Consider the following 509-nt stretch of genomic DNA (forward strand, 5'->3'; position numbering starts at 1 on the left):
GGTCAAGGTCGAGCACGGCCCGGCCGCCTACGCCTATTACAACGCGGCGATCCTGGAAGAGGGCGGTCCGTTCGCCTTCTTCGACGAAAGCATGACGGCGGAAATAGTGCGCGCCGGCATGGGCGTGGTCGGAAAATTCCTCGCCCTCCAAGGCACCGGCGGCTCGGCCTCGACGCGCGACGGTTTCGACAAGATGCGGCAGGCCGGCGCCGCCGCACGGCAGATGCTGATTGCAGCGGCCGCGCAAAAGCTCGGTATAGCTGCTGCCGATCTGGAAACGGCCAATGGCTCGATCCTGCACAAGGCGTCGGGCAAGTCGCTGACCTATGGCGCGGTCGCCGCGACCGCTGCGATAATGGCGCCGCCTGCTGATATCAGGCTCAAGGACAAAGCCGACTGGAAACTGCTCGGCAAGCCGCAAAAACGCATCGACATGCTGGCCAAGGTGACCGGGGCGCCGATCTTCGGCATCGACGTGACGCTGCCGGACCTGCTGTACGGCACGGTTA

At 64.8% G+C, this 509-nt stretch carries 1 pseudogene; it reads left to right on the plus strand.

The window, feature by feature from the left end:
- Window positions 1-509 (plus strand): annotated as a pseudogene (locus EOA86_RS37855) (molybdopterin-dependent oxidoreductase); the annotation flags it as partial.

The sequence above is a fragment of the Mesorhizobium sp. M5C.F.Ca.IN.020.32.2.1 genome (assembly GCF_004023105.1).
Lineage (GTDB): Bacteria > Pseudomonadota > Alphaproteobacteria > Rhizobiales > Rhizobiaceae > Mesorhizobium > Mesorhizobium wenxiniae.